17 protein-coding genes and 1 other RNA gene are annotated in these 18,715 nt (G+C 56.9%); 5 read left to right on the forward strand and 13 right to left on the reverse strand.

From position 1 onward, the window contains the following. Nucleotides 1-261 carry a type B 50S ribosomal protein L31 gene (locus ACOT0L_RS13225; RefSeq protein ID WP_015571255.1) on the reverse strand — a complete coding sequence of 87 codons (261 nt, stop codon included), beginning with the start codon at nucleotides 259-261 and terminating at the stop codon, nucleotides 1-3. A gap of 213 nt (nucleotides 262-474) precedes the next feature. On the opposite strand from ACOT0L_RS13225, the gene ACOT0L_RS13230 reads away from it, so the two are divergent. Beyond that, nucleotides 475-2,034 carry an EAL domain-containing protein gene (locus tag ACOT0L_RS13230; protein ID WP_126503073.1) on the forward strand — a complete coding sequence of 520 codons (1,560 nt, stop codon included), beginning with the start codon at nucleotides 475-477 and terminating at the stop codon, nucleotides 2,032-2,034. 51 nt (nucleotides 2,035-2,085) lie between these two features. Here ACOT0L_RS13230 and ACOT0L_RS13235 read toward each other — a convergent pair whose 3' ends face one another. The 3 genes from ACOT0L_RS13235 to ACOT0L_RS13245 form a co-directional block, all read right to left on the reverse strand. Continuing rightward, nucleotides 2,086-5,175 carry a beta-galactosidase gene (locus ACOT0L_RS13235; RefSeq protein ID WP_126503075.1) on the reverse strand — a complete coding sequence of 1,030 codons (3,090 nt, stop codon included), beginning with the start codon at nucleotides 5,173-5,175 and terminating at the stop codon, nucleotides 2,086-2,088. 103 nt (nucleotides 5,176-5,278) lie between these two features. Continuing rightward, nucleotides 5,279-6,349 carry a LacI family DNA-binding transcriptional regulator gene (locus ACOT0L_RS13240; RefSeq protein WP_126503077.1) on the reverse strand — a complete coding sequence of 357 codons (1,071 nt, stop codon included), beginning with the start codon at nucleotides 6,347-6,349 and terminating at the stop codon, nucleotides 5,279-5,281. Nucleotides 6,350-6,424: 75 nt separating this feature from the next. Beyond that, nucleotides 6,425-7,036 (reverse strand): YczE/YyaS/YitT family protein, encoded by a 612-nt coding sequence (locus tag ACOT0L_RS13245; RefSeq protein ID WP_022647263.1) that lies wholly within the window; start codon nucleotides 7,034-7,036, stop codon nucleotides 6,425-6,427. 84 nt (nucleotides 7,037-7,120) lie between these two features. Between ACOT0L_RS13245 and ACOT0L_RS13250 the strand changes: the two genes are divergently transcribed. Next, nucleotides 7,121-8,542: a PLP-dependent aminotransferase family protein gene (locus tag ACOT0L_RS13250; protein WP_023305590.1), complete on the forward strand. Its 1,422-nt coding sequence runs from the start codon at nucleotides 7,121-7,123 to the stop codon at nucleotides 8,540-8,542. Nucleotides 8,543-8,612: 70 nt separating this feature from the next. Here the strand turns inward: ACOT0L_RS13250 and ACOT0L_RS13255 are convergent, their stop codons facing one another. From ACOT0L_RS13255 to ffs, 3 genes are all read right to left on the reverse strand, one after another. Further along, complete coding sequence (locus ACOT0L_RS13255; RefSeq protein WP_006809861.1) at nucleotides 8,613-8,828, reverse strand: hypothetical protein; 216 nt, start codon at nucleotides 8,826-8,828, stop codon at nucleotides 8,613-8,615. After that, nucleotides 8,825-9,076 (reverse strand): hypothetical protein, encoded by a 252-nt coding sequence (locus ACOT0L_RS13260; RefSeq protein WP_022647261.1) that lies wholly within the window; start codon nucleotides 9,074-9,076, stop codon nucleotides 8,825-8,827. The genes ACOT0L_RS13255 and ACOT0L_RS13260 overlap by 4 nt, the downstream gene beginning before the upstream one ends. 248 nt (nucleotides 9,077-9,324) lie before the next feature. Continuing rightward, nucleotides 9,325-9,421: signal recognition particle sRNA small type (gene ffs, locus ACOT0L_RS13265), an RNA gene on the reverse strand. Between the two features lie 170 nt (nucleotides 9,422-9,591). Here ffs and ACOT0L_RS13270 point away from each other — a divergent pair. Further along, a complete protein-coding gene (locus ACOT0L_RS13270; RefSeq protein ID WP_045307884.1) occupies nucleotides 9,592-9,903 on the forward strand; it encodes an MGMT family protein in 312 nt (103 codons plus the stop codon). 37 nt (nucleotides 9,904-9,940) lie between these two features. On the opposite strand, the gene ACOT0L_RS13275 is transcribed toward ACOT0L_RS13270, so the two are convergent. Beyond that, nucleotides 9,941-10,468, reverse strand: a complete 528-nt coding sequence (locus ACOT0L_RS13275) for a YbaY family lipoprotein (RefSeq protein ID WP_022647259.1) — start codon at nucleotides 10,466-10,468, stop codon at nucleotides 9,941-9,943. Between the two features lie 203 nt (nucleotides 10,469-10,671). On the opposite strand from ACOT0L_RS13275, the gene tesB reads away from it, so the two are divergent. Beyond that, nucleotides 10,672-11,532 (forward strand): acyl-CoA thioesterase II, encoded by an 861-nt coding sequence (gene tesB, locus ACOT0L_RS13280; RefSeq protein ID WP_045307883.1) that lies wholly within the window; start codon nucleotides 10,672-10,674, stop codon nucleotides 11,530-11,532. Nucleotides 11,533-11,625: 93 nt separating this feature from the next. On the opposite strand, the gene amtB is transcribed toward tesB, so the two are convergent. From amtB to ACOT0L_RS13305, 5 genes are all read right to left on the reverse strand, one after another. Next, complete coding sequence (gene amtB / locus ACOT0L_RS13285) at nucleotides 11,626-12,912, reverse strand: ammonium transporter AmtB (RefSeq protein WP_126503079.1); 1,287 nt, start codon at nucleotides 12,910-12,912, stop codon at nucleotides 11,626-11,628. 35 nt (nucleotides 12,913-12,947) lie between these two features. After that, a complete protein-coding gene (gene glnK / locus ACOT0L_RS13290; RefSeq protein ID WP_006809867.1) occupies nucleotides 12,948-13,286 on the reverse strand; it encodes a P-II family nitrogen regulator in 339 nt (112 codons plus the stop codon). A gap of 212 nt (nucleotides 13,287-13,498) precedes the next feature. After that, nucleotides 13,499-15,280 (reverse strand): SmdB family multidrug efflux ABC transporter permease/ATP-binding protein, encoded by a 1,782-nt coding sequence (locus ACOT0L_RS13295; protein ID WP_126503081.1) that lies wholly within the window; start codon nucleotides 15,278-15,280, stop codon nucleotides 13,499-13,501. Beyond that, nucleotides 15,273-17,027, reverse strand: a complete 1,755-nt coding sequence (locus ACOT0L_RS13300) for a SmdA family multidrug ABC transporter permease/ATP-binding protein (RefSeq protein WP_126503083.1) — start codon at nucleotides 17,025-17,027, stop codon at nucleotides 15,273-15,275. Before ACOT0L_RS13300 ends, ACOT0L_RS13295 begins: the two co-directional genes overlap by 8 nt. Nucleotides 17,028-17,057: 30 nt before the next feature. Continuing rightward, nucleotides 17,058-17,516, reverse strand: a complete 459-nt coding sequence (locus ACOT0L_RS13305) for an Lrp/AsnC family transcriptional regulator (protein ID WP_022647254.1) — start codon at nucleotides 17,514-17,516, stop codon at nucleotides 17,058-17,060. Between the two features lie 115 nt (nucleotides 17,517-17,631). Here ACOT0L_RS13305 and ACOT0L_RS13310 point away from each other — a divergent pair, with 115 nt between their 5' ends. Further along, complete coding sequence (locus tag ACOT0L_RS13310) at nucleotides 17,632-18,678, forward strand: PLP-dependent cysteine synthase family protein (protein ID WP_126503085.1); 1,047 nt, start codon at nucleotides 17,632-17,634, stop codon at nucleotides 18,676-18,678. The last annotated feature ends 37 nt before the right edge of the window (nucleotides 18,679-18,715 follow it).

Raw genomic sequence — 18,715 nt, forward strand, 5'->3', positions numbered from 1 at the left:
TTAGCCTCGCTTCGCATCAAGAAAGCCACCAAAACGCTTGCGGAAGCGTGCCGCGCTGCCATCCGTCGAGAAGGTCTTCTGCTTCCCGGTATAAAACGGATGTGATTTAGAGGAGACATCAAGAGTAACGTAGGGATACGTTTTCCCCTCAAGCTCAATTTCACGGTCTGTCTTAATCGTTGAGCCAACTTTAAAATATTCATTAGCCGTGGTGTCGTGAAACACAACGGTGCGATAGGTTGGATGGATATTCGGTTTCATCTCTGGCCTTCATGTATTGTTATAACATAACAAAATACTATCTGAGCTTTGCTGCAAAAACAACCCCTGTGATGCACAGCCTGTTTTTGAAAGGTTTTCAAATACTGCCAGAGACTGTTACATGCTATAACTATATCATTTAGCGATAAAAAATTTTTCATCTGGCGCGCAAACTCCATGCCCTGGTCGGGCATATGGAAAGGATACAGCAGCATGCGAACCCGACATCTGGTCAGCCTGGTGACAGGCGTACTGATCTTCTCTGTGCTGGTCCCTGTGTGCCTCAGTATCTGGCTGGCGCATCGTCAGGCAGAGGCGAAATTTGTGGATGCACTGGACAGATATGCCTCGCGCGTCCTGATCCGTACCGACAGAGTCGTTGCGCAGGCAAAACAGGCGCTCACGCACCTACAGTTGTTCAACGCCCCGCCCTGCACTCCTCCGCACTTACGCGAAATGCGTCGTGTCGCGTTCTCATGGCGCTATATTCAGGAAGTGATGTATATCGATAACCTGAAGCCGCTCTGCTCCTCTCTGGAACAATCCAGTAATACGGCGATATTACCGCTCCCGATGCGGATCACCGCAGACGGATATAGCGCGTGGCTCACCTCGCAAAACGACCTCGGCATTCACCGTTATATGGCCGTTCTGGGGAAAGGACATTATCTGGTAATGGTCGATCCGGCGTCGCTTGTGGATGTTGTCCCGTTCGGTGACATTTCGATGGATGCCGCCCTGGTGGGCAGCGAAACCCATCGGATATTTGCCAGAAGCAATATTCTCGACCCGTATATTCTTTCTGTCGTTAAGGAGCAGCAGGACGTTAAGCGCGTGCAATACAACGGCTCGATGTACGTGTTGAAACCGGTGCCAGAACTGGGGCTTACGGTTATTGCCTGGGCATCGTTAAAACCGCTCGCGGCATCCTGGCATCAGCAGCTGATCATCTGGCTACCGGCAGGCATACTGATAAGCCTGGTTGCAGCCCTTATTGTGCTTCGCATCCTCCGCCGTTTGCTTTCCCCGCGTAACCGGCTGATCGACGCGATCAACAACCGGGAGATCGAGGTTTACTATCAGCCCATTGTGGCGCTATGCAGTGGAAAACTGGTGGGTGCAGAAGCGCTGATGCGCTGGCCGCAGCCAGATGGCAGTGACCTGTCGCCTAATCTCTTTGTTCCCCTGGCGGAGCAGACGGGGCTTATTTCAACGCTGACACAGCTGGTGGTGAATAAGGTGTTTGAGGATTTAGGTGCCTGGCTGCATCATCACCCGGAACTGCACATTTCTGTCAACCTTGCACCATCCGATTTAACGTCCCCCGAGCTGCCTCGCCTGCTGAGTCAATTGCTCAACAAATGGGGCGTCCACCCGCGCCAGATCGCCCTTGAATTGACCGAGCGCGGCTTTGCCGATCCTGCCGTCAGCGCCCCTGCCATCGCTGCGTTTCGGCGCTCCGGGCATGCCATCTACATTGATGATTTTGGTACGGGTTACTCCAGCCTGAGCTATTTGCAGGATCTTGATGTCGATACCCTGAAGATTGATAAATCCTTTGTGGACGCGCTGGAGTATAAGAACGTGACTCCCCACATCATCGAAATGGCCAAATCGCTTAAGCTGGCGATGGTCGCAGAAGGCATTGAAACTGAAGGGCAGCTCGAATGGTTGCATCGCCACGGCGTGCAGTACGGACAGGGCTGGTATTTCAGCAAGGCGCTGCCTAAAGAAGATTTCATTCGCTGGGCCGAGCACAACCTCAGGAAATAAACCCATTACGCGGTGTTACGTGCGGCCACGGCAGTGGCCGCACGTATCGGCTCAGCCGTTCTGCTGCCAGCAAAACGTGTAGCGCAGCCGACGGTTTTGCAGAATGAAGGCGGGAGCTACGCTCGGGCTCCATGAGTCGTCCCCCCCCACGCCCATGTGGAAGGCATCAAGATTCAACCAGCAGCCAGCCTCTTCCCGCAGCAAGTGCTGATGCGTTGTCGTATGCAGTTGCTGCTGGCTGTAACGGCTCAGGGAGAAATGGAACTGTCCCTGGAATTGATGTGAGCCAAACGTCAGCTCACGGGTGTCGCAGCGTAAACCGTTCTCCGTCGGGAAGATATACGGCGTCTGCATGGCGTCCAGCGGTAACGCCCAGCGCCCCTGCTGCGCCGCCAGTTTTCTGTCCGGATAATTCTCCAGCGGGCCCAGCCCCAGCCAGCGCACCGTTTGCGGGATATCCGCCAGCATAACGCTCAGGCCCACGCGAGCGGGTTCAGGAATGTCAGACGCCACCGTCACCTGCACATCACCGTGCAGTAACCCGTGGTCATCAATCCGCCAGACCTTGTAGCTGATAAACAGCGCTTTACCCTGATGCTCCCAGACGTGCTGCGTGGTCACCACCACCTCACGGGTATGCTGTTCCGCTTCACACTGGATAAGGCGCGAGGATATCTCATACATCCCTGCCGCTTTCCAGCGTTCCACCCACGCGTTCGGATCGATGCGGGTCGCCTCGCTGATGCCAATGTCATTATCCAGCGGCGCGCGGGTAAAGTTATCCGTTAGCGGGGAACGGAGCGTTTCAGCGCCCGCGTTCCACCACTGGGTCAGGTTGCCGGTGAGACGGCTAAACTGCCAGCGCTGCTGCTGATGAGTGATGTCCAGCACCTCTTCCTGCACCGTTAACTGTGGTGGGGTTCCGTCTGCTTTCGGTGGCGTAAGGTACAGCGGAGCCGGGAGCGGCCACTGATCCCAGGCACAACGGTGGCCGGACGGCGACCACGGCGTGGCCTGCGGCTGAACGATCTCCACGTTGAGCCAGACCTCGCCCGGTTCAGCGCCGAATTCAGTCTGCGGGATCTCAACGCGCTGTGTCCCCTGGGGCGCAACAGAAAGGGTTATTTCGCCGGAAGACAATACCGCACCGTCACGCGCCACCGACCATCGCAGACTCTCGTTGTCAGTATGACGGAACAGATAATCGCTCTGGATATCAACGAGCAGCGGAGCGGTGCTCACCAGCGTAAAGGTAAAGAACTGCTGGGCACGCTGTGCCTCGTAAAGGGCGGGATGCGGGGTGCGATCGGGAAACACCAGCCCGTTGAGGCAGAACTGACGATCGTTGGGCTTATCGCCAAAATCGCCGCCGTAGGCCCAGAATGCCGTGCCGTCTTCCGCTTTTTTCGTCAGCGCCTGATCGACCCAGTCCCAGACAAAGCCGCCCTGCAACCGGGGATGGCTGCGGAATGCCTGCCAGTAGCTGGCAAAGCCGCCAAAGCTGTTACCCATCGCGTGGGCATACTCGCACAGGATCAGCGGACGGGTTTCGTCCGGCATACCAATCCACTTTTTAATCGACCACTTTGGCACCGCCGGGAACGGCTGATCCTGATCGACGCGGGCATACATCGGGCAAATAATATCAGTTGCCGCCGTACTGGCCCCCCCGCCTTCGTACTGCACCGGCCGCGTGGGATCGGTGGTTTTCAGCCAGCGGTACAGCGCATCGTGATTCGCCCCATGCCCGGACTCATTCCCCAGGGACCAGATGATGATGGACGGATGATTCCGGTCCCGCTGCACCATACGCGTTACGCGTTCGCTCATGGCAGGCAGCCAGCGCGGATCGTCCGCCAGGCGGCTCATCGGCACCATGCCATGGGTTTCAATATTCGCCTCATCGACCACGTACAGGCCGTAGCGATCGCAAAGCGTGTACCACAGAGGGTGATTCGGATAATGCGAGCAGCGCACGGCATTGAAGTTATGCTGCTTCATCAGTTCGATGTCGCGGCGCATGGTCGCCTCATCCATCACCTGCCCCTTCTCAGGATGATGTTCATGACGGTTCACGCCGCGGATCAGCAGCGGTTTGCCGTTAAGCTTCAGCAGGCCGTTGCTGATTTCGACGCGTCTGAAACCGACATCGCAGGCTTCAGTCTCCAGCATGTTGCCCTGCACATCCCGAAGCGACATGGTCAAACGATAGCGTTCCGGTGTTTCAGCGCTCCACAGCGCGGGATTGTTCACGGGTATCGCCACCGTGAGCCGCTCCGCCCAACTGCCGCGTTCGTCCACGATGGCCGATCCGGGCTGTTGCGTGATTTGCGCGCAGGCTTCGCCGTTACGCCACAGGGTAAACGCCACCTCGCATTCGGCATAGCGTAAGCCTTCCAGCGCAACGTCAACCCGGAGCAGCGCCCGATCGCATTCGGCATTCAGATCGGTCACGATCTGATAATCGGCAATCTGCGTTTCCGGCTTGTGCAGCAGCGAGACGTCACGGAAAATGCCGCTCATCCGCCACATGTCCTGATCTTCCAGGTAGCTTCCGTCGCACCAGCGTAACACCATCACCGCCAGGCGGTTCTGCCCCGGTCGCAGCACCGCGCTGAGGTCGAACTCCGCAGGCAGACGGCTGTCCTGGGAATAGCCCATCCACTGGCCGTTACACCACAGATGAAAAGCTGAATTCACCCCATCAAAGATAATGCGGGTTTGCCCGCTGAGCAGCCAGGCATCATCCATCTCAAATGTGAGCGAGTAACAACCGGTTGGGTTTTCAGCCGGTACATAGGGCGGGTTCACATTTATCGGATAGGTGACGTTGGTGTAGATGGGGGTATCGAATCCCTCCATCTGCCAGTTCGACGGCACGGGCATCTCAACGGCATCAGACAGATCGTCCGTTACCCATGCCTCGGGCACTTGCTCTGGTGCCGGGAAAAAGCTGAATCGCCAGATGCCGTTAAGCAGACGCTCGCTCAGCGAAGGCTTATCCTCCCGGGCGAGGGTTTCATCGCGCCAGCTATGAAAAGGCGCGTGTGCGGCCAGACGATTCCACTGCATCACGCCCGGGTTTTCCCAGTCACGACGAGCCAGAATTGCGCTGAGGGTCAGCGGCAATGTGGAAGACATATCAACCTCTTTACGAAGCGCTCACAATTTTAGTCAACATGCCCTGGTAAACGGTGGCGGTAAAGACTTTGATCGTCACCAGGCGAGCACGATCACAAAAGTGCTAGCTGCGCGCCAGTTTCTCCGCCAGCAGCGCCAGCGTTCTTAGCTGTTGCGCCAGCTCTTCACGATCGGCCTGTTGTACGGCGCGCGGCGCGGTGGAATGACGAACGATCAACGTAACAGGAAGTTGTTGTTGCCAGGGTTCGGCGTGACGGGCAGTTGCCAGGAGCCACTCCACGCTGCGTTCACCGGCCTCGCGGAACGCCTGCCGAACGGTGGTCAGCGGAGGGGAAAACCACGCGCTGTCAGCCGTATCATCAAACCCAGCAACCGAGATCTGCCCCGGTACCGCAACGCCTTTTTCCGCACAGGCGCGTAAAACGCCAAGCGCCATCTGATCGTTCGCCACAAGGATCGCCTCCGGCAGCTGCGCGCCCGCCAGGAGCTGATGCCCTTTCTCGTAGCCTGAAGCCGCGCTCCAGTCGCCCTGCGCCACCGCAAACGCCTCCACGCCAGCCTGAGCCAGCGTAGTTTTCCATCCCGCCAGGCGAGCCCGGGCAGAGACAGAACTTTCCGGCCCGGCGAGCAGCGCAATTCGCCGGTGCCCCAGCGAAAGCAGATGCTCCGCCCCCAGGCCAGCGCCCTGTTCAGCATTGAAAACGAGGCTGTTAACCCGAGCTGTGGGGGAAACATCAAGAAAAAGAACCGGGGTCGGCGAGGCCATTTCCTGAAGCATTTCTGCCTGAGCATCTTCCAGCGGAACGTTCACCAGCAGCGCCTCCACGCGCTGCGCCAGTAACTCCTGCAAAGCAGCCTGACACTGCGCGGGCTGCTCCACCATAGAGATGAGCACGCCAGCCCCCTGCTCCACTGCCCGGGATTTTACAGCTGAGGCGATTTGCGACGGCGCATGCAGCGCCAGATCGCTGGTCATCAGCCCCAGCGTGCGGGTGCGTTTTCCGGCCAGCTGCTGCGCGCCACGGTTAGGTACATAGTGTAGCGCCGCCATGGCCTGTCGGACCTTTTCCCGCGTACTGGCAGAAACGTGTTCCGCGTCGTTAATCACCCGGGAAACGGTCTGATAAGAAACGCCCGCTACGCGGGCAACGTCATAAAGAGTGATCGCTTTCATAGATTCTGGCGTCGTAAAAGGTAGTCACTATTCTGACACAGTTACGCCATTATAGCCTGTGAGCGCTTCGCAAAATTAAGCAATCCGCTCCGGCTGCGCGGCTTTCTGCATGCGCGGTCTCTGGCGAAACCACGGCAAACAAAGCTGGATCAGCGGGCCGATGGTTAACGCATATAGCACGGTTCCGACGCCAAACGCTCCCCCGAGGAGATAGCCGACGATCAACACGGTCACCTCGATTGCGGTACGCACGCTGCGGATCGACCAGCCCAGCCGGGCGTGTATGCCGGTCATCAGACCGTCGCGCGGGCCTGCGCCAAAACCCGCGCCGATATACATTCCGGTGGCAAGGGCGTTAACCACAATGCCGGAAACCAGCAGGGTGATGCGCACGGGCAGCGAGGTGAGTTCCGGGATCAATGCCATTGACGCATCTGCCGCCAGGCCAATACAAATCACGTTACTGACCGTACCCAGCCCCGGAAGCTGACGCAGCGGGATCCATAGCAGCAGCACCGCAGCCCCGGTTAAAATCATCACCGTGCCGATGCTCATTCCGGCCTGGATGGCGACGCCAAGGTGAAAAACATTCCAGGGATCAACACCCAGATCCGAACGAATAAACATCGCGGTTGAAAGTCCGTAAAGGGCTAAACCGACATAAAGTTGTACCAGACGACGCACCATTTTCTCTTCTCCGAAGAACCAGCTTCCATCTTCGCTGAAAATGGCACTATGATTAATGTCCAGTTTTCAAATAGTGGACTGCACATGTCATCACGTCGTTTTGGAAGCCAGTCTCTGGTTCGCCTGTTAGGGCACTGGCAACAAACCTCTTCCCGCACCCCGCGGTGGCGCCAGCTGGCTGACGCGTTACGCCTGTTAATTCTGGATGGCAGGCTGGCGCTAAACACGCGCCTGCCCGGAGAGCGGGAACTGGCCGCCGCACTGGACGTCAGCCGCACCACCATCAGCAGCGCGCTGGCGCATCTGCGTGAAGAGGGTTTTCTGGAGAGCCGTCACGGCAGCGGTTCCCGGGCGATCCTGCCAGACAGCCGGGCCGTGCCCACGCTTTCCACTGCCAGCGCGGCGCTGGATCTCTCAACCGCCGCGCTCAACGCAGGGCCAGAGATCCATCAGGCCTACACCCACGCGCTGACGACCATTACGCCGAATCTGGCGCTGACCGGGTACGATCAGCTTGGGCTTCCAGCGCTGCGTGAAGCTATCGCCGCCCGCTACACCGCACGCGGTCTGCCCACCCGGGCAGACGAAGTGATGGTGGTGAACGGTGCCGTCAGCGGCTTCGCCCTGATCTTAAGAATGATGACCGGGCCCGGGGATCGCGTGGTGGTGGATCATCCCACCTACCCGCTGGCGATAGCCGCGATTCAGGGGGCGCAATGTCGGCCCGTGGGCGTCTCGCTGCCAGAAACGGGCTGGGATACCGATGGTTTTGCCGCAACGCTTGCCCAGACAGCCCCGCGTCTGGCCTATCTAATGCCGGATTTTCATAATCCGACCGGGCGCTGCATGGATGCCGCGACGCGTCAGACCATAACCGACATCGCCGCGCAAACCCGCACCACGCTGGTGGTGGATGAAACCATGGTCGATCTCTGGTTCGATGCTCCCCCGCCGCCGCCGCTGGCCGCCTTTAACCCGGAGGCCGCGGTGATTACGCTGGGTTCCGCAGGCAAAAGCTTCTGGGGTGGGCTTCGTCTCGGCTGGATCCGCGCCTCGTCCCGCACTATCGCCACGCTCGCACAGACGCGCGATACGCTGGATCTGGGCTCTCCGGTGCTGGAACAGCTGGCCACGCTGTGGCTTATCGAAAACAGTGAAACCTTCCTGCCTGCCCGGCGGCAAATGCTGGCAGAACGGCGTGACCGCTGCGGCCAGATGTTACGGGAGCATTTCCCCGAATGGCGGTTTCAGGAAGCGGAGGGAGGACTTTCATACTGGATTGAACTACCCGGCATGCTGGCGACTCAACTGGCGGCACGTGCGGAAACGACAGGCATCATTATGGGCACCGGCACGCGCTTTGGGCTTTCAGGCGCGTTTGACCGCTACCTGCGTATGCCCTTCTCACTCAATTCGCCAGAACTTGAAGAGGCATTACTGCGTATCAAACCGCTGTGGCTTGCCTTAAATAAAAGTACACCGCCAGTAAAACGGAGCCTGGTGTAAATTATTCGCCAGAAACAATAAAAACTGCTGACTGTAACGCATGCAGTCAGCAGTTTTCATGAAGAACAACTTAATGTTGAGGAGGAATCGGGAAGCCTTTCAGCGAAATAATGAAATTTTCACCTTCTTTCTTTATTTTTGCACCGGTATCACACCAGTCAGACGCAATTCGAAAGAACTCATCACTTCCTACATTCCAGCCAAGACGAACATGTTTCACATAGCCCGAACGTAACAGATTGCAGGCCTCGTTGTAATCGCTGGCAGTCGATAGTTGTTGTTTCATTTTCTCTTCTTCAGAAGTTTACGTAGTGCTTTGATTTCTTTAGGAGTAAATGGATTTACGCTCTCTTCTTCCGTATGCTGATTATCAACATCCTCTTCCGATACTCCCGCCTCTTCTACTGCTTCAAATGCCAGCAGCAGCAGTTTCTCTGTGGTCACGCTTAAATTCTCATTATTGTCTTCCGCATAGTGGCGGAGTCTTTCTTTTAGCGCTTCATCAATTTTAACGTTTAAAACCGCAGTTACCATGATTGTCACATCCTTTCGGAACACGTGTTTAATTTAATACACGAAGATAAGTTTGTTATCCAGATATATATTTTTTTACTTATGACAACAAAAAGACGCCCGATAATAAAATGACAGTCTATTATTACAGGTTTATGACATTATTATTTCAGTTCAATGAAGGATATATTGCACGAACAAAATAGGCACATAATTGAGAAGGTTTATATAGGGGGGAAACTTCAGAGAAGAACACAAATGGGTGGGGGCCCTGCCAGCTACATCCCGGCACCCACGTCGTCTGCCCTGGCTGCTTCCTTCCGGACCTGACCTGGTGAACAGAGTAGCGTTGCGGGAGAACCAACAGAGCCCCCATTGAGAGCGTTGATAACCAACGCGCTGGCGCATTATCCCTGTGGAGCACCTCAATTGCAAGCCGCTGGCAACTGGATGCTGGATTATTGCGCAAACTGACCCGACAATCTTCTTTATCTTCGTATAACATTACCCTTCGCTGATTTCCCGCTGGAGAAACAATGGACGAACATGACACTTTCCCACAGCGAGTGTGGCAAATCGTGGCCTCGATTCCGGAAGGCTGTGTCACGACCTATGGGGATGTCGCCCGACTGGCGGGCTCACCGCGCGCAGCGCGTCAGGTTGGCGGCGTGCTAAGAAGGCTTCCGGAGGGAAGTACGTTACCATGGCACCGGGTCGTTAATCGCCATGGTGCCATTTCCCTCACCGGGCCAGACTTGCAGCGCCAGCGTCAGGCATTACTCTCAGAAGGGGTGCAGGTGTCCGGGACGGGACAGATAGATATGCAGAAGTATCGCTGGGAATACTGACGCCCTCTCCCGTCAAGATGAAGAGGGCGAAAGAAAGTTACAACTGTGTTGGCGGTGTAGGCAAGGTCGGCTGATTGGTCTGCGTTGCCACAGGCACTTCAGTCTGCTGCACCGGGACCAGGGTCAGGTCGATTTTGGTGCCCCCTTTGTTGACCGCTTCCTGCACGGTATCGGTGATAAAGACCAGCTTATCGTTGATCGTTACCGCCGCGCTCAGGAGGATACGCGCGTTAGGCTGAACGTCAGACGGGTTGTACGGCAGCACGAAGCTGAACGGCGCCTGTTTACCCTCTGTACGAACTGCACGCTGTGCAAGGACTTTAGACGGTGCATCCGCCAGAGACGCATCGGATAACGTGACCGTTAAAACCGCGTCCGGCGGCAGAGCGACTTTCTGTTTGATCCAGATGGTACCGGACACGTTAGGCTGTCGAATAGCTTGCTGTGAAAGGGTGTTAATCCCGTTTGGGGTCGCCGTTGGTACCGCTACATCGGCACTCTTATCCGCACAGGCGGACAACGCCACCGCCATTGCAACACCGCTTAACATAGGCACGAGTTTCATTGAAGTCTCCTTATCATCAATGCACCGGCGGGATCGATCCCATCCGATGTCGTTTTATTCACATAACGTAAACAAGTGTGGCACAAATCACGGATTTATGCCTAATTTTGCCCAGGTATTAAGATAATTCTACCCATCGGACCACTATCGTTTCTGCGTTATACTCAGCGTATCTTTCGCCACGGCGTTTATTGAGGACCACTATGAGTCAGGCACTGAACAATTTGCTGACATTGCTGAACCTGGAAAAAATAGAAGAAGGGCTTTTTCGCGGACAGAGCGAAGATTTAGGCTTACGCCAGGTTTTTGGGGGCCAGGTCGTGGGGCAAGCGCTATATGCCGCTAAGGAAACCGTTCCGGCAGACCGTCTGGTGCACTCATTCCACAGCTACTTTTTACGCCCCGGTGACAGCGCTAAACCGATTGTGTACGACGTGGAAGTTCTGCGTGACGGCCAAAGCTTCAGCGCTCGCCGTGTGGCGGCCATCCAGCATGGGAAACCCATCTTCTACATGACCGCCTCCTTTCAGGCGCCAGAGCCGGGCTATGAGCATCAAAAACAGATGCCGTCTGCCCCATCGCCGGACGATCTGAAATCGGAAACCGAAATTGCCCGTACACTCGCACATCTGCTGCCGCCGCAGGTAAAAGAGAAGTTTCTGTGCGATAAACCGCTGGAGATCCGCCCGGTCGAATTTCATAACCCAATGAAGGGGCATACTGCTGAGCCCACCCGCCAGGTGTGGATCCGCGCCAACGGCAGCGTACCGGCAGACTTGCGCGTGCATCAGTATCTGCTGGGTTATGCGTCGGATTTCAACTTCCTGCCGGTTGCGCTACAGCCGCACGGCGTGGGATTCCTGGAAAAAGGGATGCAGGTCGCCACGATTGACCATTCCATGTGGTTCCATCGTCCTTTCGATATGAACGAGTGGCTGCTTTACAGCGTAGAAAGTACCTCTGCGTCCAGCGCACGCGGTTTTGTTCGCGGGGAGTTTTACACCCAGGATGGTGTGCTGGTGGCTTCTACCGTGCAGGAAGGTGTGATGCGTAATCGCGGGTGAGGTAAAAAGCCCGGTCGCTACGCTTACCGGGCCTGCAAATTTCACTTTTTCAGGCCGGGTAAGGCGAAGCCACCACCCGGCAAGGCACTCAAATTATGCGTTGTACGCATTCTCGCCGTGGCTGTTGACGTCCAGACCTTCGCGCTCCTGCTCTTCCGGTACGCGCAGCCCCACGGTCATATCGGCCAGCTTGTAGCCGATAAAGGCCACAACGCCCGACCAGACAACCGTAATCGCGATACTTTCAAGCTGGACCAGCACCTGATGCATCATGGTCACGCCTTCAGCATAACCCACGCCGCCCAAAGATTGTGCAGCAAAGATACCGGTCATGATACAGCCGATAATGCCGCACACACCGTGTACGCCGAATACATCACACGGATCGTCAACGCGCAGAATACGTTTCAGTGCGGTAACGCCCCACAGCCCCGCCAGACCCGCGACGATACCGATCAGCAATGCGCCGCCCACGCCCACGTAACCGCATGCTGGCGTAATACCTACCAGACCGGCAATCGCCCCAGAACAGGCACCCAGCAGGGATGGCTTGCCGCGAACGGCCCACTCGCCAAATACCCATGAGAGGATGGCCCCGGCAGTTGCCACCACGGTATTCACGAAGGCCAGCGCGGCGATTTCGTTAGCGGCGCTGGCTGAACCTGCGTTGAAGCCGAACCAGCCAAAGTAGAGGATGGCGGTGCCGGTAAAGACCATCGGCAGGTTGTGCGGCTTAAATGCTTCTTTCCCAAAGCCCACGCGCTTGCCAATCAGGTATGCGCCTACCAGGCCGGCTACGGCGGCGTTGATGTGAACAACGGTGCCGCCCGCAAAGTCCAGAGCGCCATGGGAAGCCAACAGACCACCGCCCCAGACCATATGCGCAATCGGGACATAGGAGAGCGTCAGCCAGACCACCACGAAAATCAGTACCGCAGAGAAGCGGATACGCTCAGCCAGCGCGCCCACAATCAGCCCCACGGTGATGCAGGCGAATGAGCCCTGAAACGCGACATGAATATACTGATAGAAGCTGCCCATTACCGCGGTCAGTTCGATATTTTTCAGCATCGCCCAGTTAACGTTGCCGAAGAAGGCGTTGCCCTCCCCGAAGGCCAGCGAGTAACCGTAAACCACCCACAGCACGCACACCAGCGCAAACGTGACGGCAACCTGCGTCAGCATGGAGAGTACGTTCTTGCCGCGGATCAGGCCGCCGTAAAACAGCGCGATCCCCGGAATCGTCATGAACAGCACTAGCGCGGTGCAAATCATCATAAAGGCGTTATCGGCTTTGTCTGCCACAGCAGGTGCGGCCATTGCCAGGCCCGGCAGCAGTGCCAGCGAACCCAGACCTGTTTTCATTGTTGCTTTCTTCATTTTCTCGATCCCTATCACTGTGTGCCAGGAGTTACTTACAACGCCGCTTCGTCAGATTCGCCGGTACGGATGCGAATGACGCGCTGTAGTTCAGCAACGAAAATTTTGCCGTCGCCAATTTTTCCGGTGTAGGCCGCTTTGCTGACGACATCAATCACCTCATCAAGCTGATCGTCGGCAATCGCCACATCAATCTTCACTTTTGGCAGGAAGTTAACGCTGTATTCCGCCCCGCGATAAAGCTCGGCATGACCTTTCTGACGCCCAAAGCCTTTCACTTCGGTGACAGTCAGTCCCTGAATACCCATGGAAGACAGCGCTTCACGCACGTCTTCGAGTTTGAATGGTTTGATTACCACCGTAACCAGCTTCATATATCCCCTCCAGTCAGAATTCGGTAATGGCCGCAGCTAACACGACAGTGATATTGCAAAGGGTGTGCCAGAAGTGAAAGGTGAGGAGGAAAGCGCCGCGGCGCGCATGCGCCGGGAAAAAGTGAAAAAAAAACGCACCATGGCAGTGCAGGGTGCGTTTCAGTTTTGCACCAACGGTTAAGTCTGTTAGCGCATTGCCTTGTTATGGTGCATCAGGCGCTGAGTGACTCTTCCTCGCGCACGCTGGCGGCCAGTTCGTCGCCTGCCAGCTGCAACTGATACATCTGCCAGTAGCGTCCTTTTGCCTCAAGCAGCGCTCTGTGCGTACCCCGTTCAACGGCCTGGCCACGGTGCAGCACCAGAATGGTATCGGCATCGACGATCGTTGACAGGCGGTGGGCGATCACCACCAGCGTAGTGTGATCCCGCACGGCAGCCAGCGCCTGCTGGATCGCCTGCTCGGTACCGGAGTCAATGCTTGCTGTCGCTTCATCCAGAATTAACACCTGCGGCGTCTCAATCAGCACGCGCGCCAGCGCCAGAAGTTGCTTTTGCCCGACGGAGAGGTTGTTGCCCTGCTCACCCAGCCGGGTATTGATCCCCTCGCTTAACCCGCGCGCCAGATCCGCCAGCTGCACCGTTTCCAGCACCTCCCATACCTGCTCAGAGGTGAAAGGACGTCCCAGCGTCACGTTGGCATAAAAGGTATCCGCCAGCACCACCGGATCCTGCTGCACCATCGCGACGCCCTTACGCAACGCGTTGTGGCTAAGCGAGGCAAGCGGCCGTCCGTCCAGACGGATCTCCCCCTGCGTCAACGGATAGTAGCCCATCAGCAAACTGGCGAGCGTGCTTTTGCCGCTGCCGGTATGCCCAACCAGGGCGACAAAACCACGCGACGGTACCTCGAGGTTGATATCCTGCAAGACAAGCTGGTCGTCGCGGTAGGCAAACGAGACATGATCAAACGCTATGGATCCACTTTCCAGCGGGCGTTCGTCATCGCCATAGGTCTGACGCGGCCTGTCCATTAGCTCGAATACACGTTCGCCCGCGACCACTGCCTGTTGCAGCATCGACTGCTGCGTGGTGAGTTCAATCAGCGGTTCGTTAAGACGGCCAAGGTAACTGATAAACGCGTACAGCACTCCCACCTCAATGGTTCCGCGCGTCGTCAGGCCAAACAGCATCAACAGTCCGCACAGCACCAGCGCCGAGAAGAGGCTCAGCAGCGGACGTAACAGGAAACCGTCCAGGCGTAACGTCTGCATCCGCGCCATATAATGCGAGCGGCTGGCTTCCCCCATTCGCTCACCAAAACGCGCCTGCTGGCGAAACTGCTGAATAACGCTCATGCCGTTGATCACTTCGTTGAAGCCATCATTGATATCTGCAAGGTAAGCGCGCACGCGGCGCACGATCGGCGTGCTGTAGCGCTGGTAAATCACCATCACGATCAGCACCGCCGGGAAAATGGTGATTGCCACCAGCGCCATCCGCCAGTCCAGGCTGAACATCGCCACCAGCATCGCGCCAATTAGCGCGGCACTGCGCAGAACCGTTGCAACAACGGTTACATAGAGGTCGCGGATCACCTCGGTGTCATTGGTGACGCGCGAAATAACCTGCCCGACCGGCTGGGTATCAAACTCGCTCAGCGGCTGGCGCAGCGCGGCATCCATCACATCCGTGCGTAGCTGCTGGACCACGCCCACGGCGGCCCGGTTAAAGAGCAGTGACTGCGCGTAATGCAGCCCTGCCGCCGTCAGCTGTAGCCCGACGTACGCCACACCCAGCCCCGCCACCAGCCCCAGCGGCAGATAGCTTTTCGCCACCATGTTATCGATAAAATAGCTGATAAGCAGCGGACCGGTCACCTCCGCAATCGCGGCGATCCACAGCAACAGCACGGCGATGGAAAGCGGTTTGCGCCACGGTGAGCCATAGGCCAGCAGCCGTTTTAACGTCGGCCACATCTGTCCAAACTTACGCATCGGCCACCTCCTCATCCAGCGCGGCTTCAAGCTGTTGATAGCGGTACATATCCCGATACCAGCCGGTCTGCCCGGCGAGCTGCTCATGCTGACCACGCTGGGCAATATGTCCGTGCTGAAGCACCAGAATTTCACTGGCTTCGGTAAGCGCCGACAGACGGTGCGCGCTGATGATGACCGTGCGCCCCTCTCCCCACTGGCGAAGGTTATGCAGAATTTGATGCTCGGTACGCCCGTCAACCGCGGACAGCGCATCATCCAGAATCAGGATCTCAGCGTCCAGCAGTAGCGCGCGGGCAATAGAGATACGCTGTTTTTGTCCGCCGGAGAGCATAACGCCCCGCTCACCCACTTCCGTGTCGTAGCCCTGCGGCAGGCGCAGAATATCCTCGTGGACGCTGGCCAGACGCGCCACGTGCTCGATCTGGTCCTGTGTCGCGGTCGGACACCCGAGCGCGATATTGTTGGCTATGGTGTCTGAAAACAAAAACGGCGTCTGGCTGACGACCGCCAGGCGGCTGCGCCAGTCATCCAGCAGCAGACGTGGCAGGGGGACGTCATGGAAACGGATATCGCCTTCGCTCACGTCAAAATGGCGCTGAATCAGTGACAGAATGGTGCTTTTACCGGAGCCCGTCGGGCCGCAGATGCCCAGCATCTGACCAGGACGCAGCGTGAAACTGACGTTTTCAAGCACCGGATGTTCCGTTTGCGGGTAGATAAAGACGCGGATATCAGCCTTCAGAACACCCGGACCTTCCGGTACCGGCTCGCTGCCATCGTTCACTACCGGCACTTCCGCCAGCATGGCGCGGATACGGCTGTAGGCGGCGCTCCCACGTTCAACGATGTTAAACATCCAGGCCAGCGCCAGCATCGGCCAAATCATCAGCCCGAGGTACATCGCAAAGCTGGTTAACTGCCCGAGGGTCATGGTGCCTCGCACCACCATCCAGCTGCCGCCGCCCACCGCCAGCAGGTTCGCCATGCCAATCGCAATATAAATTGTCGGATCAAAGCGGGCGTCTATACGCGCCACGCGCATGTTTTTCGCACCGGTATCGGCGGCGTCGGCCGCAAACAGCGCGGACTGCCTGTCTTCCAGACCAAACGCTTTGATCATGCGGATGCTGGTCATGCTCTCCTGGGTGCGATCGTTTAACGACGAGAACGCCGCCTGCGCCAGCTTAAAGCGTTCATGGAGCTGCTCGCCGTAGCGGTTAATCGCCAGCGCCATCAGCGGCATCGGCAGCAGCGCCAGCAGCGTGAGCTCCCAGCTAATTTGCGTAGACATCACAATCAGTACCGCACAGCCCATCACCAGGGAATCCACCAGCGTTAACACCCCTTCACCGGCGGCAAACACCACACGGTCCACATCGTTAGTGGCGCGGGCGATGAGATCCCCGGTACGGTGACGCAGATAAAACTCAGGGTGCTGGCGGCTCAGCTGGCGGTAAAAGTCCTCGCGCAGCTCAACGGCAAGCTGATAGGACGCGCCGAACAGCAGCACGCGCCAGACATAACGCAGCAGGTAAACCACCACGGCCGTCAACACCAGCGTACCGACCCACATCATCACCCGTGCGGCGGTGTAATGTTGTTCCGTAACACCATCCACGACGTATCCCACCACTTTGGGCGGGATCAGTTGCAAAATGGCAATGATAATAAGCAGGGCCACCGCGCCGAGGTAGCGTTGCCACTCCCGACGAAAGTACCAGCTTAATTGGGCAAATAATCGCACGCGGTCTTTTCCTGAAGATATTTTATGAAGTTATTCAATGGGTAACGCTGTGGTGTATTTAATCTGTTCCATGGCGAAACTGGAGGTGACATCGGACAAGCCCGGTACGCTATTGACCAGCCGCTTGTAAAAATCATCGTAGCGCTTCATGTCTGCCACCTGAACACGCATCAGATAGTCGTATTCCCCCGCCATGCGCCAGAAGCCGAGCACCTCGGGCATGTCGGAAACCTGGGTGACGAAGCGGCTGTACCATTCGCTGCTGTGATGCTGCGTTTTTATCAGGACGAAGGCGGTCAGTCCAAGCCCCAGTTTTTCGGGGTCCAGCAGCGCCACACGTCCCAGCAGAATGCCATCGTCTTCCAGCTTCTTGAGGCGCTTCCAGCACGGTGTGGTGGTCAGATTAACGGCATCTGCCAGCGCCTGCAAAGAGAGGGTGCAGTCGCTTTGCAGCAAAGAAAGCAGCTTGCGGTCAATTTTATCTAGCATATCCACCTCCCAGAGAAAATTATTCTCCTTACATTCTATTTTAAAGGCCAGATAGCAACAATTTTTTCTGTGCTTTTCGCTATGCTGGGCACAAAATGACAAACGGATAACTACGATGAATAGCACCTGGGTTAAACATGCCATCAGCGAAATAAATGCCGACTATCAGCGCTCGGCAGACACCCATTTGATCCGCCTGCCTTTGCCTGGATTTCCCGGCATTCAGCTTTACCTGAAGGATGAAAGTACCCATCCTACCGGCAGCCTGAAGCATCGCCTGGCGCGTTCACTCTTTTTATACGGTTTATGTAACGGCTGGATTAAAGAAGGCACCACGATTATTGAATCGTCGTCCGGATCAACTGCCGTCTCAGAGGCCTACTTTGCCCGCCTGCTGGGCCTGCCGTTTATCGCTGTGATGCCCTCCTGCACGGCGAAACGTAAAGTTGAACAGATCGAATTTTACGGCGGACGCTGCCACTTTGTGGAAAGCGCCTGCGAAATCTATGCGGCCTCCGAAATGCTGGCCCGCGAACTAAATGGTCACTATATGGACCAGTTCACCTTCGCCGAGCGCGCCACCGACTGGCGCGGCAATAATAACATTGCGGACAGCATTTTCCGCCAGATGACCCACGAGCCACATCCCGTCCCCTCTTACATTGTCATGAGCGCGGGCACGGGCGGAACCTCCGCCACCATCGGACGTTATATCCGCTGTCAGGGTTATGATACGCAGCTGATGGTGGTTGACCCTCAGAACTCGGTGTTCCTTGATTACTGGCAATCTCGCGATGCCAGCCTGCGCAGCCCTGTGGGGAGCAAGATCGAAGGAATTGGTCGCCCGCGCGTCGAACCCTCGTTCATTCCGGACGTTGTGGATAAGATGCTCCGCGTGCCGGACGCCGCCAGCGTCGCGACGGCGCACTGGCTGGAGACACAGCTTGGCCGTAAGGTCGGAGCCTCTACCGGCACCAATATGTGGGGGGCGCTACAACTGGCCGCGAGAATGCGTGAAGAAGGCCTTAGCGGCTCTGTCGTCACGCTGCTGTGCGACAGCGGGGAACGCTACCTGGACACCTATTACAACGCAGAATGGGTACAGGCCAATATTGGCGATGTTGAACCGTGGAAAGCGCAGATTTCGCATCTGGTGAAATAAAAAAAAGCCAGGCTTTAGCCTGGCTTGCTGGAAGGAT

Source organism: Enterobacter cloacae complex sp. XAL002, assembly GCF_049236805.1.
GTDB classification, from domain to species: Bacteria; Pseudomonadota; Gammaproteobacteria; order Enterobacterales; family Enterobacteriaceae; genus Enterobacter; species Enterobacter intestinihominis.

What these genes read in the sequence shown, in the direction of transcription:
- ACOT0L_RS13225 (WP_015571255.1), bottom strand. Translation starts at nt 261, where the DNA reads ATGAAACCGAATATCCATCCAACCTATCGCACCGTTGTGTTTCACGAC.
- ACOT0L_RS13230 (WP_126503073.1), top strand. Translation starts at nt 475, where the DNA reads ATGCGAACCCGACATCTGGTCAGCCTGGTGACAGGCGTACTGATCTTC.
- ACOT0L_RS13235 (WP_126503075.1), bottom strand. Translation starts at nt 5,175, where the DNA reads ATGTCTTCCACATTGCCGCTGACCCTCAGCGCAATTCTGGCTCGTCGT.
- ACOT0L_RS13240 (WP_126503077.1), bottom strand. Translation starts at nt 6,349, where the DNA reads ATGAAAGCGATCACTCTTTATGACGTTGCCCGCGTAGCGGGCGTTTCT.
- ACOT0L_RS13245 (WP_022647263.1), bottom strand. Translation starts at nt 7,036, where the DNA reads ATGGTGCGTCGTCTGGTACAACTTTATGTCGGTTTAGCCCTTTACGGA.
- ACOT0L_RS13250 (WP_023305590.1), top strand. Translation starts at nt 7,121, where the DNA reads ATGTCATCACGTCGTTTTGGAAGCCAGTCTCTGGTTCGCCTGTTAGGG.
- ACOT0L_RS13255 (WP_006809861.1), bottom strand. Translation starts at nt 8,828, where the DNA reads ATGAAACAACAACTATCGACTGCCAGCGATTACAACGAGGCCTGCAAT.
- ACOT0L_RS13260 (WP_022647261.1), bottom strand. Translation starts at nt 9,076, where the DNA reads ATGGTAACTGCGGTTTTAAACGTTAAAATTGATGAAGCGCTAAAAGAA.
- ACOT0L_RS13270 (WP_045307884.1), top strand. Translation starts at nt 9,592, where the DNA reads ATGGACGAACATGACACTTTCCCACAGCGAGTGTGGCAAATCGTGGCC.
- ACOT0L_RS13275 (WP_022647259.1), bottom strand. Translation starts at nt 10,468, where the DNA reads ATGAAACTCGTGCCTATGTTAAGCGGTGTTGCAATGGCGGTGGCGTTG.
- tesB (WP_045307883.1), top strand. Translation starts at nt 10,672, where the DNA reads ATGAGTCAGGCACTGAACAATTTGCTGACATTGCTGAACCTGGAAAAA.
- amtB (WP_126503079.1), bottom strand. Translation starts at nt 12,912, where the DNA reads ATGAAGAAAGCAACAATGAAAACAGGTCTGGGTTCGCTGGCACTGCTG.
- glnK (WP_006809867.1), bottom strand. Translation starts at nt 13,286, where the DNA reads ATGAAGCTGGTTACGGTGGTAATCAAACCATTCAAACTCGAAGACGTG.
- ACOT0L_RS13295 (WP_126503081.1), bottom strand. Translation starts at nt 15,280, where the DNA reads ATGCGTAAGTTTGGACAGATGTGGCCGACGTTAAAACGGCTGCTGGCC.
- ACOT0L_RS13305 (WP_022647254.1), bottom strand. Translation starts at nt 17,516, where the DNA reads ATGCTAGATAAAATTGACCGCAAGCTGCTTTCTTTGCTGCAAAGCGAC.
- ACOT0L_RS13310 (WP_126503085.1), top strand. Translation starts at nt 17,632, where the DNA reads ATGAATAGCACCTGGGTTAAACATGCCATCAGCGAAATAAATGCCGAC.